14 protein-coding genes are annotated in these 17,727 nt (G+C 71.1%); 11 read left to right on the forward strand and 3 right to left on the reverse strand.

Features of this window, described 5'->3' with window-relative positions; translation table 11 throughout:
- Positions 1 to 6: 6 nt before the first annotated feature.
- Positions 7 to 2,034: a hypothetical protein gene (locus BLR90_RS13750; RefSeq protein WP_091025784.1), complete on the reverse strand. Its 2,028-nt coding sequence runs from the start codon at positions 2,032 to 2,034 to the stop codon at positions 7 to 9.
- 89 nt (positions 2,035 to 2,123) lie between these two features.
- Between BLR90_RS13750 and BLR90_RS13755 the strand changes: the two genes are divergently transcribed.
- Both BLR90_RS13755 and rnhA read left to right on the forward strand, forming a co-directional pair.
- Positions 2,124 to 3,230, forward strand: a complete 1,107-nt coding sequence (locus BLR90_RS13755; RefSeq protein ID WP_091025785.1) for a GuaB3 family IMP dehydrogenase-related protein — start codon at positions 2,124 to 2,126, stop codon at positions 3,228 to 3,230.
- On the forward strand, positions 3,230 to 3,694 hold the full coding sequence (rnhA, locus tag BLR90_RS13760; protein ID WP_091025786.1) for a ribonuclease HI: 465 nt from the start codon (positions 3,230 to 3,232) through the stop codon (positions 3,692 to 3,694). Before BLR90_RS13755 ends, rnhA begins: the two co-directional genes overlap by 1 nt.
- Here rnhA and BLR90_RS13765 read toward each other — a convergent pair whose 3' ends face one another.
- Positions 3,695 to 4,930: a CapA family protein gene (locus tag BLR90_RS13765; RefSeq protein ID WP_143016217.1), complete on the reverse strand. Its 1,236-nt coding sequence runs from the start codon at positions 4,928 to 4,930 to the stop codon at positions 3,695 to 3,697.
- A 96-nt stretch (positions 4,931 to 5,026) separates the two neighbouring features.
- Between BLR90_RS13765 and BLR90_RS13770 the strand changes: the two genes are divergently transcribed.
- From BLR90_RS13770 to BLR90_RS13785, 4 genes are all read left to right on the forward strand, one after another.
- A complete protein-coding gene (locus BLR90_RS13770; RefSeq protein WP_091025788.1) occupies positions 5,027 to 6,778 on the forward strand; it encodes a glycerol-3-phosphate dehydrogenase/oxidase in 1,752 nt (583 codons plus the stop codon).
- Positions 6,779 to 7,006: 228 nt separating this feature from the next.
- Positions 7,007 to 8,116, forward strand: a complete 1,110-nt coding sequence (locus tag BLR90_RS13775) for a phosphotransferase family protein (protein ID WP_091025884.1) — start codon at positions 7,007 to 7,009, stop codon at positions 8,114 to 8,116.
- Entirely contained in the window at positions 8,116 to 9,216 is a 1,101-nt protein-coding gene (locus BLR90_RS13780; protein ID WP_091025789.1) for an Rv3169 family protein, read from the forward strand. The genes BLR90_RS13775 and BLR90_RS13780 overlap by 1 nt, the downstream gene beginning before the upstream one ends.
- Positions 9,217 to 9,253: 37 nt before the next feature.
- Entirely contained in the window at positions 9,254 to 10,699 is a 1,446-nt protein-coding gene (locus tag BLR90_RS13785; protein WP_091025790.1) for an aldehyde dehydrogenase, read from the forward strand.
- A 78-nt stretch (positions 10,700 to 10,777) separates the two neighbouring features.
- Here the strand turns inward: BLR90_RS13785 and BLR90_RS13790 are convergent, their stop codons facing one another.
- The gene (locus tag BLR90_RS13790; RefSeq protein WP_091025791.1) at positions 10,778 to 10,972 is read right to left on the reverse strand and encodes a hypothetical protein; all 195 of its coding nucleotides are present in this window, start codon (positions 10,970 to 10,972) and stop codon (positions 10,778 to 10,780) included.
- 104 nt (positions 10,973 to 11,076) lie between these two features.
- Here BLR90_RS13790 and BLR90_RS13795 point away from each other — a divergent pair, with 104 nt between their 5' ends.
- From BLR90_RS13795 to BLR90_RS13815, 5 genes are all read left to right on the forward strand, one after another.
- A complete protein-coding gene (locus BLR90_RS13795; protein WP_091025792.1) occupies positions 11,077 to 12,705 on the forward strand; it encodes a succinic semialdehyde dehydrogenase in 1,629 nt (542 codons plus the stop codon).
- Positions 12,705 to 14,432 (forward strand): GMC oxidoreductase, encoded by a 1,728-nt coding sequence (locus BLR90_RS13800; RefSeq protein WP_091025793.1) that lies wholly within the window; start codon positions 12,705 to 12,707, stop codon positions 14,430 to 14,432. Before BLR90_RS13795 ends, BLR90_RS13800 begins: the two co-directional genes overlap by 1 nt.
- 225 nt (positions 14,433 to 14,657) lie before the next feature.
- Entirely contained in the window at positions 14,658 to 16,241 is a 1,584-nt protein-coding gene (gene guaA, locus BLR90_RS13805; RefSeq protein WP_091025794.1) for a glutamine-hydrolyzing GMP synthase, read from the forward strand.
- 28 nt (positions 16,242 to 16,269) lie between these two features.
- On the forward strand, positions 16,270 to 17,376 hold the full coding sequence (locus BLR90_RS13810) for a calcium-binding protein (protein WP_143016218.1): 1,107 nt from the start codon (positions 16,270 to 16,272) through the stop codon (positions 17,374 to 17,376).
- A gap of 79 nt (positions 17,377 to 17,455) precedes the next feature.
- Complete coding sequence (locus tag BLR90_RS13815; RefSeq protein ID WP_091025796.1) at positions 17,456 to 17,722, forward strand: hypothetical protein; 267 nt, start codon at positions 17,456 to 17,458, stop codon at positions 17,720 to 17,722.
- The last annotated feature ends 5 nt before the right edge of the window (positions 17,723 to 17,727 follow it).

Raw genomic sequence — 17,727 nt, forward strand, 5'->3', positions numbered from 1 at the left:
CGGCGGTCAGTACCACCCGACCTGGTTGATGACCACGCGTGCCCGGTGGTCGAGGCGGGCGGTGAGCTTGCGCGCGGCATTGAGCCCGATGACGACGTGGTAGGTGGCGGTGCGCCCGGCCTGCGCGCCCAAGGAGGCCCGCGGGCTGGTGCCACCGGAGAGCATGAGCCGGACGTTGCGGGTGGCCCTGGAGATCGTGACCTGGAGCAGCACCCGGTCGGCGCCGGCCGGCACGACCACCGGCGCCGTGCGTTGGCCGGACCACGTCGCCCGCAGGACCCGCCGGGCCGACGGGACCAGGCAGCCGGGGTCGCGCGCCCCGATCGCGACCAGGTGCAGCGTCGTCGCCGCCTGGCGCGGTAGCCAGCCCGGCGTCGCGGAGCACGCGAAGCGCCCCGTCAGCTGACCGGCGCTGAGGGCCAGCAGGGCCTTCCCCTCGGGGAAGCGTGTGGTGCCTGCGGTCTCGAGCCGGCCGGCCAGGTGCGCGGTGCCGGTGACGAACAGCCGGCTGGTGGCCGTGGCGTTGAGGGCGGTGGGGACCCTCGCCACAAGGGTGCCGCCGGCGTTGGCGGTGTAGTCGCCGTCGACGACGAAGACGCCCACCGGGGTGACCTTCAGGGCGCCGGCCGGGAGGTCGCCGGTGATCTGGCCGGCGCCGAGGAACGTCGCGCCGGTGGTGAACGTGGTGCCGGCGAGGTCCCACTCCGACTTACCGACGTGGGTGATCGCGCCGTTGCCGCCCAGCTCGACCCACTTGAGGACCGCGGGATCCCCGGTGCTCGCACCGATCGCCAGCTTCCCGCCCGACTGGACCGTCACCCGGCCCGGCTCGGTGCAGCAGCCGTCGGCGGTCAACGTGGCTCCGGCGCGCAGGCGCACGGTGCCGTCGTCGGGGATCACGAGCCGGGTCCCGCCGTGGACCGACAGCGTCGAGCCGGTGACCACGTCGAAGTCGCCGCGGGGTACGACGTACCCGTGCTGGCCGGGCACGTCGGGGTCCCACTTCACCAGGCGGGTCGTCGTACCGGCCACCGTCGTCATGTAGACGTCGGGGGCGACGGTCAGCTGGGCGTGGATGCGCGGCCCGGCGAGCCGCAGCACGCCGACACCGCTGATGGCGCCGACGCCGGACAGCACCGCCTGGTCGCCGAGCTCCAACGTGGTGCCGTCGGCCAGGGTGAGGTCGTCGAGCAGCTTGACCGTGCCGTCGGGCTCCTCGGCGTGGGCCTCGTCGAACGCGTCGCCCGAGGTCTCGGGCACGACCACGGTCCCGCCGCCGAGCAGGGTCGCTCCGTCGTCGACCCGGACCGGTCCGCCCGTGAGCTCGACGGTGCCATCGTCGGGGACCTGGACGGTGCCGCGCAGGTCGAGCCCGACGTTCTCGAGCTTGGTGGTGCCGGTGTCGACCTCGATGCCTCCGTCGACCACGATCGTCGACGTCGGCCCGACGCAGCACCGGTTGGCGCGGATCCAGGTGCGGTCGCCCATCGCCACCCGGCCGGTGGTGCTGACCACCAGGTTGGCGTCGAACATCAGGTCCAGCAGCGGATGGGCGCCACCGAGCGGGTCGTCCGCGAACGCGAGCGCGCCGTCGATCTTGAACGTCTGCCCGGTCTCGCTGCCGAAGTGCATGGGGTCGGAGCTGGGGGAGATCACGCCCACCCCGAGCTGGGCGAGCTCGAGGTCCACCCCGATGTCGCCGCCGCTCCACGCGAACGGGCCGGCGACGGTCACGGTGCCCGGCCCGGTGATCGAGACCGCCTCGTCAGGGTCGCCGCTGACAGTCAGCGCGCTGAGGATGATGTCGGGTACGTCGGTGATCGTGGCCCTCGGCCCGGGGGACAGCGAGACCCCGTCGCCGGCCTGCGGGACCCCCTCGGGGTTCCAGTTCAGGTTGTTTCCCCACACCGTGGACTGGGCGCCTGTCCAGGTGTAGATCGTGGGCCCCGCCGCGGCGGCCGGTGGCCCGGCCGAGACGACGGCGAGCAGGGGAAGGACGAGCAGGAGGCCAGCGGCGGGGGGAGGTCGCTTCACGAATCTCATCGTGGCCCTCGCGCGTGCCGGAGGGAAGAGGCGATCGCGACGGCTGGGTCGGCAGGTGGGGTCGGCGATAAGGTCGCCGCGTGACCGAGATCCAGATCGGGCAGGCCAAGCGCGCCCGCCGCGCCTACTCCTTCGACGACATCGCGATCGTCCCGTCGCGCCGCACCCGCGACCCCGAAGAGGTCAGCATCGACTGGCAGATCGACGCCTACCGCTTCGCGCTGCCGGTGCTCGCGGCGCCCATGGACTCGGTGATGTCGCCCGAGACCGCCATCGCCCTCGGCCGGTTCGGCGGGCTCGGCGTGCTCAACCTCGAAGGTCTCTGGACCCGCTACGACGACCCCACCTCGCTGCTCGAGGAGGTCTCCGGGCTGCACGGCCTGGACGCCACCGAGCGGATGCAGGAGATCTACACCGAGCCGGTCAAGGCCGAGCTGATCACCGAGCGTCTGCGCGAGGTCCGCGACGCCGGCGTCACCGTGGCCGGTTCGCTCTCGCCCCAGCGCACCAAGGAGTTCGCCAAGGTCGTCGTCGACGCCGGGGTCGACATGTTCGTCATCCGGGGTACGACGGTCAGTGCCGAGCACGTCTCGTCGCAGGCGGAGCCGCTCAACCTCAAGGAGTTCATCTACGAGCTCGACGTGCCCGTGATCGTGGGCGGCTGCGCCACCCACCAGGCCGCGCTCCACCTCATGCGCACCGGTGCCGCCGGCGTGCTGGTTGGCTTCGGTGGCGGCGCCGCCCACACGACCCGCACCGTGCTCGGTGTCGCCGTACCCATGGCCAGCGCCGTCGCCGACGTCGCGGCCGCGCGCCGCGACTACCTCGACGAGTCGGGCGGGCGCTACGTCCACGTCATCGCCGACGGCTCGATCGGCAAGTCCGGCGACATCGCCAAGGCGATCGCCTGCGGTGCCGACGCGGTCATGGTCGGGTCGCCGCTGGCTCGCGCCACCGACGCTCCCGGACGGGGCTTCCACTGGGGCGCCGAGGCCCACCACGCCGACCTGCCGCGCGGCGAGCGGGTGGAGTTCGACCGGGTCGGCACCCTCGAGGAGATCCTGTTCGGTCCCTCCCGCGTCGCCGACGGCACCATGAACCTGATCGGTGCCCTCAAGCGGTCCATGGCCACGACGGGCTACACCGACCTCAAGGAGTTCCAGCGCGTCGAGGTCGTCGTCGAGTAGTGAGCACCACACTCCCCGTCGTCATCCACACCGACGGCGCCTGCATCCCCAACCCCGGTCCCGGTGGCTGGGGCGCGCTGCTCCAGCAGGGCAGCCACGAGCTCGAGCTGTGCGGCGGCGAGGCCGGCGAGACGACCAACAACCGGATGGAGCTGATGGCGCCGATCCGGGCGCTCGACGCTCTCAAGCGGCGCTCGGTGGTCCACATCCACACCGACAGCACCTACGTGCGCAACGGCATCACCAAGTGGGTGCTCAGCTGGTCGGGCAACGGCTGGCGCACGTCGGCCAAGCAGCCGGTCAAGAACGTCGACCTGTGGCAGGAGCTCGTGGCCGCGTGCGAGCGCCACGACGTGGAGTGGCACTGGATCAAGGGCCACGCCGGCCACGAGGGCAACGAGCGGGCCGACCGGCTGGCCGCGCGCGGGCTCACCGAGGCCGTCGACGCCGCGCGCGGGGCCTGACTACCGCTCGAGCAGCCCCGGCGTACGCCCGAGGCCGCGCACGGCCTCGCGGATCTCGCGCCGCGCCTCGCGCAGCCGCGCCAGGTCGCCGCGGCCGGCCGCGAGGGCGGAGACGACGCGCTGGATCCGGATCGGCCGGCCCGGGCTCCAGTGGTTCCAGTACGTCGGGACGTAGGCGGCCCGGCTCACCTCGAAGCCGCCGTCGGGTTGCTCGGTGAAGGTGAAGCGCACGGTGATGCCCTCGTAGGTGCGCGGTCGTTCGACCTCCTGCTGGGCGACCATGTTGCCCATCCCGTAGACGACCCACGTGCCGTTGACCTTGGTGATCGGCTGGACGACGTGGGCGTGCTCACCGAGCACCAGGTCGACGTCGGGGGAGGCGGTGAGCTGCTCCACCAGGGCCACCTGGTCGGCGTTGGGCAGGTGGTCGTACTCGTTGCCGCCGTGCAGGTGCACCACCACGACGTCGGCGCCGGCCCGGCGCGCCCGCGCGGCCTGGCGCAGCAGGTTGTCGGCGTCCCCCATCGACACCGACCACGGGCGCCCTTCGGGCAGCGGGAAGCCGTTGAGGCCGTAGGTCCCGGCCACGATGCCGATCCGGACGCCCTGGTCGGTCGTCATGACCACGGGACGACGACGCTCCGCCGGGCTGCGGGAGGTGCCCACGTGGCGTACGCCGTTGTCCTCCAGCAGGTCCGCGGTGCGGACCAACCCGTCCCACCCCTGGTCGACGGTGTGGTTGGACGCGGTGACGCAGGCGTCGAACCCGGTGTCCGCGATCCACGGCGCGATCGCGGGCGGGGCCGCGAAGACCGGGTAGCTCTGGAACGGCTGGCCGGGCGCCGCGAACGGCACCTCCTCGTGGCAGATGGCGAGGTCCGCCTCGCGCACGAGCGGCGCCAGCGCCGCGAACATCGGGGCGAAGTCGAAGCGCTTGCCCCGGCCGGTGCGGGCGTGGTCTTCCTGGGCGCTGAGCCACACCGTGTCGTGCCAGAGCAGGTCGCCGCCCATCACGACGGTGGCGGTCCGGGCCCGCGGCGGTGTCGACGGCGGCTCAGGTGCCTGGGGTGCCTGGGGTGTGGGCGGGGGTGTCGGGGTGCTGGTCGCCGCCACCGGGCGGGCCCGGGCCTGTGGTAGCGCCAGACCCTCGGACCCGACGGGCGACCCGGCCAGCGCCACCAGGGCGCACGTGAGCACTGCTGCCCCGGCCAGGCCGCCCCCCCGTCGACGCCTCACGTGTAGGGAGACGCACAGGGGGGTCGGAAGGTTGCGTCGGGAGCCCGGTTCTCCACTGACACACGGAAGACATCATCGTCTTGCGACAATGGCCGCATGAGTCTCCCCCTCGGCACGCCGTCCGCGCTCAGCCCGGACGCGCGTCAGGAGGCGCTCACCGCCCTCAGCGGGGTCGCCGGGGAGACCGAGCTCGACGTGCTCGTCGTCGGCGGGGGAGTGGTCGGCGCGGGCACCGCCCTCGACGCGGTGACCCGGGGCCTCAACACCGGTCTGGTCGAGCAGCGCGACCTGGCCAGCGGCACCAGCAGCCGCAGCAGCAAGCTCATCCACGGCGGGCTGCGCTACCTCGAGATGCTCGACTTCGGGCTGGTCCGCGAGGCCCTGCAGGAGCGCGGGCTGCTGCTCACCCGGCTGGCTCCGCACCTCGTCCGTCCGGTGCCGTTCCTCTACCCGCTGACCGGACGCGGCTGGGAGCGCCCCTACATCGGGTCGGGCCTGATCCTGTACGACGGCATGGCGATGCTCGGCAAGACGGGTCGGACCCTCGGCATGGGTGTCCCGCGGCACCGGCACCTGTTCCGGCGCCAGGTCGCCCGGATCGCCCCGGACTTCAAGTCCGACAAGATCGCCGGCGCCATCCAGTACTACGACTGCCAGGTCGACGACGCCCGTCTGGTGCTGGCGCTGGCCCGCACCGCCGCGGGCCACGGCGCCCACGTCGCGACGCGGGTGAAGGTGACCGGCTTCCTGCGCGAGGCCGAGCGGGTGGTCGGCGTGCGTGCGGTCGACCTCGAGGACGGCAGCGAGCTCGAGATCCGGGCCCGGGTCGTGGTCAACGCCGCGGGGGTCTGGACCGACGAGATCCAGGAGATGGTCGGCGGGCGCGGCGCGCTCCACGTCAAGGTCAGCAAGGGCGTGCACATCATGGTGCCGCGTGACCGGATCCGCTCCGAGGCGGGCTTCATCGTCCGCACCAAGACCTCGGTCCTGTTCGTGATCCCGTGGGGCCGGCACTGGATCATCGGCACCACCGACACCCCGTGGGACCTCGACAAGGCGCACCCCGCGGCCAGTCGCGCCGACATCGACTACATCCTCGACCACGTCAACGAGATCCTGCGCGAGCCGCTCGACCACGACGACGTGGTGGGGGTCTGGGCCGGCCTGCGGCCGCTGCTGTCCGGCGAGTCCGAGCCGACCTCCAAGATCTCGCGCGAGCACACCGTGGTGACCCCGGTCCCGGGCCTGGTGATGATCGCCGGCGGCAAGCTCACGACTTACCGCGTGATGGCGAAGGACGCCATCGACGCCGCCGCCCACTCGCTGCGTACGACGGTCAACCTCACCGTCCGCGACTCCATCACCGAGCGGGTGCCGCTGGTCGGCGCCGACGGCTACGAGACCCGGGCCAACCAGCGGGTGCTGCTCGCGCGCCGCAGCGGTCTGCACGTGGCGCGCATCGACCACCTGCTCGGTCGCCACGGCGGCCTGGTCGACGACCTGCTCGCGCTGGTCGCCGCCGACCGGCTGCTGTCGCTGCCGCTGGAGGGGGCCGAGGACTACCTCGCCGCCGAGGTGGTCTACGCCGTGACCCACGAGGGCGCCCGCCACCTCGACGACGTCCTCACCCGCCGCACCCGGATCTCGATCGAGACCTTCGACCGCGGCGTCTCCGCCGCACCCCACGCGGCCCGGCTGATGGCCGCCGAGCTCGGCTGGGACGACGCCCGCACCGCCGACGAGGTCGACCACTACCTGCGCCGGGTCGAGGCCGAGCGCCAGAGCCAGCTGATGCTCACCGACCAGGAGGCCGACGAGGCCCGGGTCAAGGCCACCGACATCGTCTGACCCCACCGCGAGTCGGCGCTTGTGCACGCCCGACATCGCCGAGTCGGCGCAACTGCACGACGTTAGCGCCGACTCGGCGGCTCCACGCCGTGCACAAGCGCCGACTCGGCAGACCGGCTTTGCGCATTGACAACTAGAACACGTTCCACCCATGCTGACGGGTGTCAACTTGAGACCCACGTCACAGGAGAGCTCGTGACCCAGGCGCCACCGCCAGCCGATCTGAAGATGCAACGCTCCAGCCGGGACGCCACCGCGGTGCCGACCCAGCTGGCCGACTGGCTGGCAACGCTGTTGCCTCCGGGGGCCGGACCGAGCGTGGTGCTGCACTCGGGCATCGACGCCAACGGGATGTCGTCGGAGACGCTCCTGCTCGACGCGACCTGGACCGAGGACGGCCAGGAGAGACGTGGGGAGTACGTCGCGCGGGTCGCGCCGGCCCAGGCCGACTTCCCGGTGTTCGCGTCCTACGAGCTCCAGGACCAGTACGACGCCATGCGCATCGTCGCCGAGCGGTCCGACGTACCGGTGCCGGCCGTGCGGTGGATGGAGCCGACCGGTGACGTGCTCGGCACGCCGTTCTTCCTCATGGACCGCGTCGACGGGGTGATCCCGCAGGACGTGCTGCCCTACAACTTCGGCGACAACTGGCTGCACGACGCCAGCCGCGAGGACCAGCGCCGCCTCCAGGACCGCACGGTCGAGGTGCTCGCTGGGCTGCACGGCATCCCCGACGCCCAGCAGACGTTCGGCTTCCTCGACCCGGCCCACCACGGTCACGCGGGCGCCTCGCTCCTGGAGCGCAACCTCTCGCGGACTGCCGCGTGGTACGACTTCGCCAAGGCCGACATCGGGCCCAGCCCCATGGTCGAGCGCGCCCTGGCCTGGCTGCGGGCCAACCTGCCCGAGGCCGCCGACGACGACGCGGTGCTCTGCTGGGGTGACTCCCGGATCGGCAACACGATCTACCGCGACTTCACGCCGGTCGCGGTCCTTGACTGGGAGATGGCGGCGATCGGGCCGCGCCAGCTCGACCTGTCGTGGATGGTCTTCGCCCACCAGGTCTTCGAGACGATCACCGGGATGCTCGAGCTGCCCGGCATGCCGCACTTCCTCCGCGAGGAGGACGTCGTGGCGACCTACGAGCAGCTGACGGGAGAGAACGTCGGCGACCTCACCTGGTACCACGTCTACAACGGGCTCCAGTGGTGCATCGTCTTCATGCGCACTGGCGCCCGGCAGATCCACTTCGGCGAGATCGAACGACCCGACGACATCGAGTCCCTCTTCCACTGCAAGCCGCTCGTTGAGCGCATCCTGAAGGAGGCCGGCGCCTGATGGTCAGCCACCTCGATGAGTACCCCATCCACCAGCTGCCGCTCCCGGTCACCTGGGCCGGCAGCAGCGACCGCAACTTCTACGACCGCTGCTACTTCAACGCCCACGACCGCACCGGTGACATCTTCGTCATCACCGGCGCCGGCTACTACCCCAACCTCGGCACCAAGGACGCCTTCGTCCTCGTACGCCGTGGCGACGTGCAGACCGCGGTGCACCTGTCCGACGCGATCGACGACGACCGGCTCAACCAGAAGATCGGCAACTACCGGATCGAGGTCGTCGAGCCGCTGCGCAAGCTGCGTCTGGTGCTCGAGGAGACCGAGGGCATCGCGATGGACATGACCTGGGAGGGCTCCTTCGACGTCCTCCAGGAGCAGCGTCACGTCATGCGTGCGGAGAGCCGGGTCACCCTCGACGCCCAGCGCTTCGCCCAGGTCGGCACCTGGGAGGGCACGCTCAGCATCGACGGCGAGGACATCGCGGTCACTCCCGACCGCTGGCTCGGCACCCGCGACCGCTCGTGGGGCATCCGTCCCGTGGGCGAGGCGGTGCCGGCGGGAGCGCCGCTGGTCCCGGAGTTCGAGGGGCTGTGGTGGACCTACGTGCCGATGCGCTTCGACGACTTCGCGATCATCCTGATCCTCCAGGAGGACCCCGACGGCTACCGCACGCTCAACGACTGCACCCGGGTCTGGAAGGACGGGCGGGTCGAGCAGCTCGGCTGGCCGCTCGTGCAGATCCACTACACGTCCGGGACCCGGATTCCGACCGGTGCCTCGATCACCTGCACCACGCCCGAGGGCAAGACCCTGCAGCTCGAGGTGGAGTCCAAGCTCGGCGTCCCGATCCACGTCGGTGGCGGCTACGGCGGCGACTCCGACTGGACGCACGGCGTGTGGAAGGGCCCGGACTTCACCGAGCGCCTCACCTACGACCTCACCGCCCCCGAGGTGGCCGGGCGCGTGATGTTCGGCGTGATCGACCACGTCGGCCGCGCGACCTGCGACGGCGTCGAAGGGTGGGGCCTCTTCGAGCACGGCTGTCTCGGCCGGCACGACCCCAGCGGCTTCGCCGACTGGTTCACCCTCGCCCCCTGACCGCGCCCCGACCGTCCGGCACGACCGAAGGAACCCCATGACTCTCGACCGCGACACCTTCTTCATCGACGGCGGCTGGGCCGCGCCCACCGGGACCGGCAAGCTGCAGGTCGTCTCACCGCACTCCGAGCAGGTGGTCGCCACCGTCCCGGAGGGCAGCACCGGTGACATCGACGCGGCCGTGGCCGCTGCCCGCCGGGCGTTCGACGAGGGCCCGTGGCCGCGGATGACCCCGGCCGAGCGGATCGCCGCGATCGAGGCGTTCTCCGGGCTGTACGCCGGCAAGCTCACCGAGATGGCCGAGCTGATCACGATCGAGATGGGCTCCCCGACATCGTTCGCCAACCTCGCGCAGTCGCCCGCGCCGTGGATGCAGATCGAGGCGTTCCTGACCATCGCCCGGGAGTACCCCTGGGAGTCGACCCGCGTCGGCAACCTCGGCACCCCGGTCATGGTGCGCCACGAGCCGGTCGGCGTGGTCGCCGCGATCCCGCCGTGGAACGTCCCGCAGTTCACGATCATGTCCAAGGTCATCCCGGCGCTCCTGGCCGGCTGCACCGTCGTGGTCAAGCCCGCACCGGAGACCCCGCTCGACACCTACCTGATGGCCGAGCTGCTCCAGGAGGCCGGCGTACCCGCCGGTGTCGTCAACATCGTCACGGCCGGCCGCGAGGTCGGCGAGCACCTGGTCAGCCACCCCGGCATCGACAAGGTGGCCTTCACCGGCTCCACCGCGGCGGGCCGCAAGATCGCCGCGATCTGCGGTGAGCAGCTCAAGCGGGTCAGCCTCGAGCTCGGCGGCAAGTCGGCTGCGATCGTGCTCGACGACGCCGACCTGGCCAAGACCATCGAGGGCCTGAAGTTCACCGCGCTGATGAACTCCGGCCAGGCCTGCGTCGCGCAGACCCGCATCCTCGCGAGCCGCGCCAACTACACCAACGTCGTCGACGCCCTCGCCGAGGCCGTGGGCAAGATGGTGGTCGGCGACCCGGCCGACCCCGCCACCGAGATCGGGCCGATGGTCGCCCAGCGCCAGCAGGAGCGGGTCGAGAAGTACATCGCGCTCGGCCAGGAGGAGGGCGCCCGTCTGGTCGTCGGCGGCAACGGCATGCCCGACGGCCTCGACACCGGCTGGTACGTCCGGCCCACCGTCTTCGCCGACGTCGACAACGGCATGCGGATCGCGCAGGAGGAGATCTTCGGTCCGGTGCTCTCGGTCATCCCGTACGACGACGTCGACGACGCCGTCCGGATCGCCAACGACTCCGACTACGGTCTCGCCGGCACCGTCTGGACCGGCGACCAGGACGCCGGCCTCGACGTCGCCCGCAGGGTGCGCGCCGGCACCTACGGCGTCAACACCTACACGATGGACTTCGCCGCCCCCTTCGGCGGCTTCAAGGCCTCCGGCGTCGGCCGTGAGTTCGGTCCCGAGGGCCTCGGCCAGTACACCGAGCTCAAGTCGATCTACCTCGAGTCCTGAGGCCCGCCCGGAAAGTACGGAACGAAATCGACCTGAAGATGGGAGTTTCGGGTCGATAGCGTTCCGTACTTTCCCGGGTCAGAGCTCCTGGATGGCTCCGGTGGTGGTGGCGGGCAGGCCGAGCTGGTGGCGCAGGTACGACGTACCGCCGTCGCGCTCGATGCTGGTCTCGGTCCGGCCGATCGTGCGCTCGGAGGGGAACGCGTGCAGCGCGAACAGCACCAGGGAGACGACCCCGCCGCCGAGGTAGGTGACGTACGAGCCCTCGGTCACAGCATGGGCGCAACCTACCCAGGGGCGAGCCGATGACACCTCGCCGGCGTCCACTTCCTACCAACCAGTAGGCACGGGAGACGCTCCTCACATACCCTCGGTACATGAGCGCCCAGAACCCCACCTCTTCCGGCGGGGCCAACCCGCTCGCCCAGGGCCCCGCGGACCCCGAGCACGACCCGACCGCGGCCTACGCCCTCGAGCCCGAGTACGTCGAGTCGCTCACCGCCCGGCTGCTCGCGACGTCGGGCACCTCGGTGCAGGTGAGCTCCCCGCTCAATGGCGCCCCGTTGGCCCACATCCCGCAGTCCAGTGACGCCGACGTGGCCGAGGCGTTCGCCCGGGCCCGTCGCGCGCAGGCGGTCTGGGCGCGCACCTCGCTGGACGAGCGCGCGGCGATGCTGCTGCGCCTCCACGACCTCGTGCTCGACCGCCAGGACGAGATCATCGACCTGATCGTGTGGGAGTCCGGCAAGGCCCGCAAGCACGCCTTCGACGAGCCGCTGCACATCGCGCTCACGGCCCGCTACTACGGCCGCACCGCCCACCAGCACCTCGACACCCAGCGCAAGCTGGGCGTCGTACCGGGGCTGACCCGGGTCGAGGTCAACCGCGTGCCCAAGGGTGTCGTCGGGATCATCTCCCCGTGGAACTACCCGTTCACGATGGCCCTCTGCGACGGGCTCCCCGCGCTGCTGGCCGGCAACGCCGTGGTCGCCAAGCCCGACGCGCAGACCATGCTGTCGGCGCTGCTCGCCGCGCGGCTGCTCGACGAGGCCGGTTTCCCGAAGGACCTGTGGCAGGTCGTGGCCGGTCCGGGGTCCCAGCTCGGGCCGTCGATCATCGGTCGCGCCGACTACATCTGCTTCACCGGCTCGACCGCCACGGGCAAGCTCGTGGCCAAGGGCTGCGCGGAGCGGCTGATCGGGGCGTCGCTCGAGCTCGGCGGCAAGAACCCGCTGCTCGTGCTGCGTGACGCCGACCTCGAGAAGGCGGCGGAGGGCGCCGTACGCGCCTCGTTCTCCAACGCCGGGCAGCTGTGCGTCTCGATGGAGCGGCTGTTCGTCGCCGACCAGGTCTACGACCGGTTCGTCGAGCGCTTCGTCGCCCGCACCGAGGCGATGACCCTGGGCGCCACTCTCGAGTGGGGCAACGACATGGGCTCGCTGATCTCGCAGGAGCAGCTCGACACGGTGGTCGCCCACGTCGACGACGCCGTGGCCAAGGGGGCCCGCGTGCTCGCCGGAGGCAAGGCCCGCCCCGACCTCGGCCCCTACTTCTTCGAACCCACCATCCTCGAGGGCGTCACGCCCGACATGACCTGCTTCGGCCACGAGACCTTCGGCCCGGTCATCTCGCTCTACCGCTTCCACGACGAGTCCGACGCGGTGGCGCGGGCCAACGAGGGGCAGTACGGCCTCAACGCCTCGATCTACAGCCAGGACGGCGCCCGCGCGCGGGCACTCGCCCGTGAGGTCAAGTGCGGCACCGTCAACATCAACGAGGCCTTCGGCGCCACGTTCGCCAGCATCGACTCCCCGATGGGCGGCATGCGCGAGTCGGGCATGGGCCGCCGCCAGGGCAGCGAAGGCATCCACCGCTACACCGAGTCACAGTCGGTCGCCACGCAGCGACTGATCCGCTTCGCCCCGATGTTCGGGATGTCGGACGAGGCCTACGCCAAGATGATGAGCGCCAACCTGCGCCTGATGAAGAAGCTGGGACGAGCCTGATGGGCAAGCACGAGGGTTACGACTACGACGTACTGGTCATCGGCTCGGGCTTCGGCGGCTCGGTGACCGCGCTGCGACTGACCGAGAAGGGCTACAAGGTCGGCGTCATCGAGGCCGGCCCGCGCTTCGAGGACACCGACTTCTCGTCGGGCACGCTCGACGTCAAGCGCTACCTGTGGGCCCCCGCGCTCGGCTGCTACGGCATCCAGCGCATCGACGCGGTCCGCGACACCCTGATCGTGGCCGGCGCCGGTGTCGGCGGCGGGTCCCTGGTCTACGCCAACACGCTCTACGAACCCCTCGAGCAGTTCTACAACGACCCGCAGTGGTCGGGCATCACCGACTGGAAGAGCGAGCTCGCGCCCTACTACGACCAGGCCAAGCGGATGCTGGGCGTCGTCCAGAACCCCGTCCACACCCCGTCCGACGTGGTCATGCAGAAGGTCGCCGCCGACATGGGAGTGGCCGAGACCTTCCACCCCACCCCGGTGGGCGTCTTCTTCGGCGGTCCCGGCCAGCAGCCCGGCGACAGCTCGGCCGACCCGTTCTTCGGCGGCGAGGGCCCGGCGCGCAACGCCTGCCTCAACTGCGGCGAGTGCATGTCGGGCTGCCGCCACAACGCCAAGAACACCCTGGTCAAGAACTACCTCTACCTCGCGGAGAAGCGCGGCGCCAAGGTGATGCCGCTGAGCACGGTGACCCGCCTGCGCCCGCTGGACAACGGCGGCTACGAGGTGACGATCAAGTACACCAAGGCCCGGCGCGCCACCGCGAGCACGACCCGCAAGCTGACCGCCGAGCACGTCGTCATGGCCGCCGCCTCGCTGGGCACGCAGAAGCTCCTGCACCGGATGAAGGACGAGGGGTGGCTGCCGCGGCTCTCCGACCGGCTGGGCCACCTGTCGCGCACCAACTCCGAGTCGATCCTCGGCGCGATCGCGCCCAAGAGCGACACGACCGACTACTCCTACGGCGTGGCGATCACGTCGAGCTTCCACCCCGACGAGCACACCCACATCGAGCCGGTGCGCTACGGCAAGGGCTTCAACACCATGGCCCTGATGCAGACCGTCCTCACCGAGGGCGACGGCGACCGCGCCCGGTGGCAGGTGTGGCTCAAGGAGCTGTGGACGCAGCGCAGCAACGTGCGCGAGCTCTACGACTTCAAGCACTGGTCCGAGCGCACGGTGATCGCGCTGGTGATGCAGAGCCTCGACAACTCGATCACCACCTTCGGCAAGCGGGGCCGTCTCACCCGGCGCTGGCACATGACCTCCCGCCAGGGCCACGGTGCCCCCAACCCGACCTGGATCCCGGTGGCCAACGAGGCCGTACGCCGGATCGCGAGCGTTTTCGGTGGCATCGCCGGCGGCAACATCGGCGAACCGTTCAACATGCCGCTGACGGCGCACTTCATCGGGGGCTGCGCGATCGGCACCGATGCCGACAACGGCGTGGTCGACCCCTACCAGCGGGTCTTCAACTACCCCGGTCTCCACATCGCCGACGGCTCGGCCATCTCGGCCAACCTGGGCGTCAACCCGTCGCTCACGATCACCGCGCAGGCCGAGCGCGCGATGTCGATGTGGCCCAACAAGGGCGAGCCGGACCCGCGGCCCCAGCTCGGCAGCGACTACGTGCGGGTGACCCCCGTGGCGCCGCACGCACCCGTCGTACCCGAAAGTGCGCCGGGTGCCCTGCGGCTGCCCATCGTGTCGGTCTCCTGAGGCGCCTGCCCGCGGTCTAGACCTTGCCCGGATTGGTGTGGGGAAGCCCGTAACGGGCGCCCTGGCAGGTCGTTGAGGCCTATGGAACCGGCAACCCATGCTCCCTCCCAACAGCCGGTTCCGTGTCCAGGCGCTGTCCATCAGTTGCGTGGACGATCAGGGCCCGGCCACCCTCCCTCCCCGGCCGGGCCCTGACCCATCTCTGGAGATCGATAGGCTGACCGCATGACGCAGCCTGGAGAGCACGACCTGGTCCTGGTGGTGGACTTCGGGGCGCAGTACGCGCAGCTGATCGCGCGCCGGGTGCGCGAGGCGCGGGTCTACTCCGAGATCGTGCCGCACCACATGCCGGTCTCCGAGATGCTGGCGCGCAACCCCAAGGCGATCGTCCTGTCCGGTGGCCCGGCGTCGGTCTACACGCCCGACGCGCCGCAGCTCGACCCGGCGCTGGTCGACGGGCGGGTGCCGGTCTTCGGCATCTGCTACGGCTTCATGGCCATGGCGCAGGCGCTGGGTGGCGAGGTCGCCCACACCGGCCAGCGCGAGTACGGCCGCACGCAGGTCGAGGTGCTCGAGCCGGGCACGCTGCTGGCCGCCGTACCCACCACGCTCACGTCGTGGATGTCGCACGGCGACGAGGTGGTCAAGGCGCCGGAGGGCTTCACCGTCAACGCGAGCTCGCCGCGCGCGACCGTGGCCGCGTTCGAGCACGTCGAGCGCCAGCTGGCCGGCGTGCAGTGGCACCCCGAGGTCATGCACAGCGAGCACGGCCAGGCCGTGCTCGAGCACTTCCTGATCGACATCGCCGGCTGCCGGCCGACCTGGACGATGGTCAACATCGTGGAGGAGCAGATCGACAAGATCCGCACCCAGATCGGCGACCGCGGCCAGGCCATCTGCGGCCTCTCCGGCGGCGTCGACTCCGCCGTCGCCGCGGCGATCGTCCAGCGCGCGATCGGCGACCGTCTCACCTGCGTCTACGTCGACCACGGGCTGATGCGCAAGGGCGAGACCGAGCAGGTGGAGCGCGACTTCGTCGCCGCGACCGGCGTCGACCTCAAGGTCGTCAACGCCGAGAAGCAGTTCCTCGACGCACTGGTCGGGGTCAGCGACCCCGAGGAGAAGCGCAAGATCATCGGGCGCGAGTTCATCCGGGTCTTCGAGACCGCCGAGGCCGAGATCCTGGCCGACGCCGTGTCCGGCGACGACGGCGACAAGGTCGCCTTCCTGGTGCAGGGCACGCTCTACCCCGATGTCGTCGAGTCCGGCGGCGGGGCCGGCGCCTCCAACATCAAGTCCCACCACAACGTCGGGGGCCTGCCCGACGACCTCGAGTTCGAGCTCGTCGAGCCGCTGCGCACCCTCTTCAAGGACGAGGTCCGTCTCATGGGCGAGCAGCTCGGCCTGCCCGCCGAGATCGTGCACCGCCAGCCGTTCCCCGGACCCGGTCTGGGCATCCGGATCATCGGCGAGGTCACCCGCGAGCGGCTCGACATCCTGCGCGAGGCCGACGCGATCGCCCGCGAGGAGCTGACCCGGGCCGGCCTCGACCGCGACATCTGGCAGATGCCGGTCGTGCTGCTCGCCGACGTCCGCTCCGTCGGCGTCCAGGGTGACGGCCGCACCTACGGCCACCCCGTCGTGCTGCGCCCCGTCACCTCCGAGGACGCCATGACCGCCGACTGGGCGCGCCTGCCCTATGACGTCATGGAGCGCATCTCGACGCGGATCACCAACGAGGTCAGCGAGATCAACCGGGTGACCGTCGACGTCACCTCGAAGCCGCCCGGCACCATCGAGTGGGAGTAGTCCGCGTCGATCCGGTTACCGTGACTGGGTGAGTCCTCTCGGGAACCCTCGTCGTACCGCCCTTCTCGTGGCCGGCTGTGCCATGGCCCTCGTGCCGACGCTGGCCGGAGCCGCGACCATCAACGGGACGGCAGGCAACGACAAGCTCTACGGCACCAACAACGCCGACACGATCAACGCACGGCCCGGTGACGACCGCGTCTGGGGGCGGGGTGGCAACGACTCCATCTCGGGCGCGGATGGCAACGACCGCCTCGACGGAGGCTTGGGCGCAGACAAGCTCGGTGGCGCTCTCGGCAACGACGTGAGCATCGGTGGCCCGGGCAACGACTCCATCAGCTCCGGGCCCGGCAACGACGTCGCGGACGGCGGCGGTGGCGACGACACCTTCAACCTGGGGCCGGGCAACGACCTGGCCGCCGGCGGGGCCGGCAACGACCACATCAGCACCGGTCCAGACGACGACACGGTCACCGGGGGAGACGGCAACGACAAGGTCAACCTGGGCCCGGGCGTCGACACGGTCGACGGCGGGCTGGGTCGCGACTTCCTCCAGGGACTCGACGACGCCGACGTGATCCACGGCGGGCCCGGGGACGATGTCGGATCACAGCCCGCCGACCCCAAGGTCGACCCGGATGCCTTCCTCCTCGGCGGCGGCGGACCCGACCGGCTGTACGGCGATGGCGGAGACGACTCGCTGGCCGGCGGCGACGGCAACGACCTGGTCGTGGGTGGCGAGGGCAACGACCACCCGCAGGGCGGACCCGGTGACGACGAGGTCCACGGCGACGTGGGCAACGACGAGCTCGACGGCGACCTCGGCGACGACCTCCTCTACGGAGGCCCGGGCGGCGACGTCGACATCACCGGCGACGAGGGCGAGGACACGATCTACCCGGGCGACGGACCGGACCAGGTCTACGGCGAGGAGGGCTACGACCATGTCTTCGCCACCGACGACGGCGTCCGGGACCTGATCATGTGCTACGGCGTCCCCGGGACTCCGCCGCCGGGCTCGGGTGGGTTGTTGACCTACGTCGGCGGCGAGGACCCCCTGGACCAGGTGATCGGATGCGACGTCGAGGTCCAGAACGCGACGACCGCGCTCATGCGCCACTACCGCCTCTGGTGATCCCCGGTCGCGGCCGTTTGCCCGGACCGACAGTGGGGAACCGGGTCGGTACGACGCCCGCCTCACGAAGGAGCAGAACATGAAGAAGATCCCACTCCTCATCGCCGGCGCAGTCGGCTACGTACTCGGTAGCAAGGCCGGACGAGGCCGCTACGAGCAGATCAAGTCGGGGGCCCAGAAGGTCGCGGAGAACCCCCGCGTCCAGGCGGCCACCCACAAGGCGCAGGAGACCGTGGCGACCCAGGCAGCGGCGGCAGCCGACGTCGCCAAGGAGAAGGTCACGGAGGTCGCCTCGGCCGCCGCCGACAAGGTGCGGCACGAGACCTCGATCCAGCCCGCTCCCTGAGCCCA

This window comes from Nocardioides szechwanensis, assembly GCF_900103935.1.
GTDB lineage: Bacteria > Actinomycetota > Actinomycetes > Propionibacteriales > Nocardioidaceae > Nocardioides > Nocardioides szechwanensis.

Bases quoted from the DNA above. Each gene is read 5' to 3' on its own strand.
- BLR90_RS13770 (WP_091025788.1), top strand. From the start codon at position 5,027: ATGAGTCTCCCCCTCGGCACGCCGTCCGCGCTCAGCCCGGACGCGCGT.
- BLR90_RS13775 (WP_091025884.1), top strand. From the start codon at position 7,007: ATGCAACGCTCCAGCCGGGACGCCACCGCGGTGCCGACCCAGCTGGCC.
- BLR90_RS13780 (WP_091025789.1), top strand. From the start codon at position 8,116: ATGGTCAGCCACCTCGATGAGTACCCCATCCACCAGCTGCCGCTCCCG.
- BLR90_RS13785 (WP_091025790.1), top strand. From the start codon at position 9,254: ATGACTCTCGACCGCGACACCTTCTTCATCGACGGCGGCTGGGCCGCG.
- BLR90_RS13795 (WP_091025792.1), top strand. From the start codon at position 11,077: ATGAGCGCCCAGAACCCCACCTCTTCCGGCGGGGCCAACCCGCTCGCC.
- BLR90_RS13800 (WP_091025793.1), top strand. From the start codon at position 12,705: ATGGGCAAGCACGAGGGTTACGACTACGACGTACTGGTCATCGGCTCG.
- guaA (WP_091025794.1), top strand. From the start codon at position 14,658: ATGACGCAGCCTGGAGAGCACGACCTGGTCCTGGTGGTGGACTTCGGG.
- BLR90_RS13815 (WP_091025796.1), top strand. From the start codon at position 17,456: ATGAAGAAGATCCCACTCCTCATCGCCGGCGCAGTCGGCTACGTACTC.